3 protein-coding genes are annotated in these 3,711 nt (G+C 72.9%); 2 read left to right on the top strand and 1 reads right to left on the bottom strand.

The annotated features are described in order from the left end of the window. Positions 1-181: 181 nt before the first annotated feature. Positions 182-1,375 (bottom strand): cytochrome P450, encoded by a 1,194-nt coding sequence (locus tag ABTZ54_RS35610; RefSeq protein WP_351672122.1) that lies wholly within the window; start codon positions 1,373-1,375, stop codon positions 182-184. A gap of 211 nt (positions 1,376-1,586) precedes the next feature. On the opposite strand from ABTZ54_RS35610, the gene ABTZ54_RS35605 reads away from it, so the two are divergent. Together ABTZ54_RS35605 and ABTZ54_RS35600 are read left to right on the top strand one after the other, a co-directional pair. Further along, positions 1,587-2,825 (top strand): cytochrome P450 family protein, encoded by a 1,239-nt coding sequence (locus tag ABTZ54_RS35605; RefSeq protein WP_351672119.1) that lies wholly within the window; start codon positions 1,587-1,589, stop codon positions 2,823-2,825. A 5-nt stretch (positions 2,826-2,830) separates the two neighbouring features. Further along, positions 2,831-3,604, top strand: a complete 774-nt coding sequence (locus ABTZ54_RS35600) for a class I SAM-dependent methyltransferase (RefSeq protein ID WP_351672116.1) — start codon at positions 2,831-2,833, stop codon at positions 3,602-3,604. The last annotated feature ends 107 nt before the right edge of the window (positions 3,605-3,711 follow it).

The raw sequence follows: 3,711 nt of genomic DNA, 5'->3' as shown, positions 1-3,711 counted from the left end.
TGGACCCCCCCGGGCCCCCCCCGGCGGGGGGGGGCTTGGGTTTGGGGGGTGGGGCCCCCCCCGGGGGGGGGCACCACGTCGCTCGGAATCAGTGCCAGTACTTCATGTCCGGACCTCCTCCACGGTGAAGGGCGGGTGTGCGGGCATCAGGACGGCTCGACTCGGGCTCAGTGCCAGTACTTCATGGTCGGACCTCCTCCCCCGTCGCGGGGCGCAGGGTCACCTCGAAGCGGTCGAGGCCGCGGAGGGTGAGATTGCGCCGGTGGTGTGGTTCCGCGACCGCCCGCGCCTGGGGGTGGTCCGTGGCCAGGGTCCCGAGGACCGATCCGGCGAGCCGGATCGCCATGGACGCGCCCAGGCAGGCGTGGGCCCCGCGGCCGAACCCGAGGTGCGGGTTCGGGGCGCGGTCGAGTCGCAGCTCGGTGGGGTGGGCGAAGCGGAGCGGATCGTGGTTGGCCGCTCCGAGGAGGAGGGTCACCGGGTCGCCCGCCTTGATGGTGACGCCGCCCAGTTCGGTGTCGGCGACGCAGACCCGGGCGTCGGCCTGGACGGGCGCGTCGTAGCGGACGAGTTCGTCGACGGCGGTCGAGGGGCCCGCGGCGCGGAAGGCGGCCAGGGCTCCGGGGGTGGTGAGCAGCGCCGCGGCGGCGTTGCCGAGCAGCCGTGAGGCGGACTCGTAGCCGGCGTGCAGCACGGCGCGCAGACTGTTGCGCAGGACGGCCGGATCGACTCCGCTGCTCTCCGCGTGGGCGGCGACATGGGCTATGAGCCCGGTCGGGGGCGGGTCCGCGAGCCAGCCTCCGGCGTACGCGGCGAGTTCGGCGCGGGCCGCGACGGCCGGTTCGTGCTTCTCCGGCCACAGACCGGCGTCCATGCCGTCCACGACGGTGCGGGACATGGGGACGAACCAGTCCAGGTCGGGGGCGGGGACGCCGAGGAAGGCGGTGACGAAGCGCAGCGCGAGCGGTTCGGCGAGCTCTCCGACGAGGTCGAAGGACGGGCGCGGGGCGAGCTCGGCGAGGAGTTCGCCGACCTGCCGGTCCAGTTCCTTGTGCAGCGCCTGCCGGTCCTGGGCCCGGAATCCGTCGAGCAACAGGTGCCGGATGGCGGTGTGTTCGGGCGGGTCGAGGGTCTGGACGCTCAGCAGCGGCGCCGGGATCTCCTCGCCGGCCCGTCGCCAGTCGGAGGCGAAACGGGCACTGTCGGTGAGGACGGCAAGGCAGTCGGCATGGCGGGTTAGCACCCATGAACCGAGCAGTTCGTGCCAGAAGACGGGGGTGTTCCGGCGCAGTTCGGCATAGGACGGATAGGGATCCCTGAGGACCGAGGGGTCCGCGAGGCGCAGTATCGGGTCGGCCGCGGCCACCCGGTCCATCTGATCCACGAGCCTCTCCCCCGCACAGTAAGGCCTGGTTGAGGCCGTAAATGCTTCCGGTCGAGCGATACGGAAGAAACGATTCGCCTGTGAGCGACGGGCTTCCGCGGGCAATTCTTCGTGCTGATGGCCGGTGACGCTACCACGCAACTTCCGTGGCTGGTATGACTACCCGCCAGAGATCTTTCCCACGCTTACGGAGAGTAGCGAAATGCCGGAGCAAGGTCAGAGCATCGTCCACGACGTGCCGCTGAACGTCGCCCAACAGCCCGACCCCTACCCGCTGTTCGAGCGGATCAGGGAGCACGGGGTGGTGCAGCGCGTTCGGCTGAATCCGACCCTTGAAGTCTGGATGGTCACCGGCTACGACGAGGCCGTGGCCGCCCTCACCGATCCCGGACTCAGCAGCAGTCCCGCCGGGGTCACGGGACTCGAGGAGGAGATGGCGCACCAGGAGCGCACCAACGTCCTGATGGCGAGCATGCTGGTGGCGGACGGCTCGGACCACACCCGGCTGCGGAACCTGGTCTCCAAGGCCTTCACCGCACGCCGGGTCGAGGCGCTGGCACCCCGCATACAGGCGCACACCGACGCCTTCATCGACGCGTTCGCCGGGCGCGGATCGGCCGATCTCGTGGCCGAGTTCGCGCTGCCGCTGCCGATGGCGGTGCTCAGCGAGCTCATCGGGATCCCGGCCGAGGGACAGCCGGATTTCGCCAAACTGGCCGTCGGGCTCATCATGCCGCCCAACACTCCGGAGCGGCTCGCCAAGGGAGCCCGGGCGCGGGCGGAACTCACCGAGTTCTACGAGCCGTTGATCGCCCTGCGCAAGAAGGAGCCGCGCGACGACCTGCTGAGCGCGCTGTGCGCGGCGCAGGCCGAGGAGCGGATCAGCGACCGTGAACTGACCGCCATGGCGATCCTGTTGACCCTCGCGGGGCATGAGACCACCGCGAGCCTCATCGCCAACGGCGTGCACGCCCTGCTGCGCCACCCCGCGCAGTTCGCCGCGCTGCGCGACGACCCCTCGCTGCTGCCGGGCGCGATCGAGGAGCTCCTTCGCTACGAGGGGCCGGTCAGCCGCGGGGTCGCGCGCTTCACGGTGGCCCCGTACGAGATCGGCGGGGTCACCGTCCCGGCCGGCGAGATGATCATCATCGGGCTCGCGGCGGCCAACCGCGACCCGGGCCGCTACGACCGGCCGGACATCCTGGACGTGGCCCGCCGGGAGATGCCGCAGCAGCTCGCCTTCGGGCACGGCATGCACTTCTGCCTGGGCGCCCCGCTGGCCCGCGCGGAGGCCCGGATCGCCCTCGGCACCCTGCTGCGCCGCTTCCCCGACCTGCGGCTGACCGACCCGGACGAGGACCTGACCCGGCGCGAGGGCATCCTGCGCGGGATGGCGACACTGCCGGTCAGCTTCACGCCGAGCACCCCGGCGGGGGCGTGAACAGGGTGGCGCCACCGCCGGCCCGTACCGCCGCCTTCGACGCCATCGCGCCCACGTACGACGCCTCGCGCGGCGGCCCCGCCCGCGCGGGCATATTCGCCGAGCAGCTCGCGCCGCTGCTCGACCCGGCCGAGCCGGTCCTCGACATCGGCGTCGGCACCGGCATCGTCGCCGCCGAACTGACCGCCCTCGGCCACCGGGTGTACGGCGTGGACCTCTCCCCCGGGATGCTGGCCCACGCCCGCGACCGGCTTGGTGCCCGCGTCGCGGTCGGCGACGCCTGCCGACTCCCCATCCGTACGGGCTCGGCGACGCAGGCCGTCTCCACCTGGCTCCTCCACGCCGGCCCCGACCCCCGGGCGGTCTTCGGGGAGGCGGCACGGGTGCTGCGCCCCGGCGGCCGCTATCTGGTGATCCCGGCACGCGGCATCCGCCCCGCCGACGACATCGGGCAGGTGGTGACCGAACTGGAGGACCGCCTCGACCCGTCGGGCACCCGCCAGGACGGCCCCGACTTCCTCGCACCGCTGGCCGCCGCACACGGCCTCTCCTACGAAGGGGCGGCAAGCGAGCGACCCACCACCTTCCACGTCTCCCCGGAGGAGATGGCCGCCGCCCTGGCGGGCGGCCACCTCTTCACCGGCGCCTGGCAGGTGACCGAGACCGACCTGCCCCTGGTGGAGGAGGCCTGCGCACGACTGCGCGCGTTGCCGGACCCGGAGCTGCGGCGGGTGCGGGAGATGGCGGACTTCGTGATGGTGTTCCGGCGGGAGGGGTGAACGGGCCGGGGCCGGGGCTGTCGAAGACCCGCAGGTCCTCGGGCCGTACCAGCGGCGGCCGGCCGGCCAGGGCGGCCCGCACCCGGCGGGTCTGCGCCGGGTCGGGC

Source organism: Streptomyces sp. NPDC094032, from assembly GCF_040303965.1.
In the GTDB taxonomy this organism is placed as follows: Bacteria; Actinomycetota; Actinomycetes; order Streptomycetales; family Streptomycetaceae; genus Streptomyces.
Note: the sequence above shows the minus strand (reverse complement) of the source record. Positions and strands in the feature narration are given on the sequence as shown.

Bases quoted from the DNA above. Each gene is read 5' to 3' on its own strand.
- ABTZ54_RS35605 (WP_351672119.1), top strand. From the start codon at position 1,587: ATGCCGGAGCAAGGTCAGAGCATCGTCCACGACGTGCCGCTGAACGTC.
- ABTZ54_RS35610 (WP_351672122.1), bottom strand. From the start codon at position 1,375: ATGGACCGGGTGGCCGCGGCCGACCCGATACTGCGCCTCGCGGACCCC.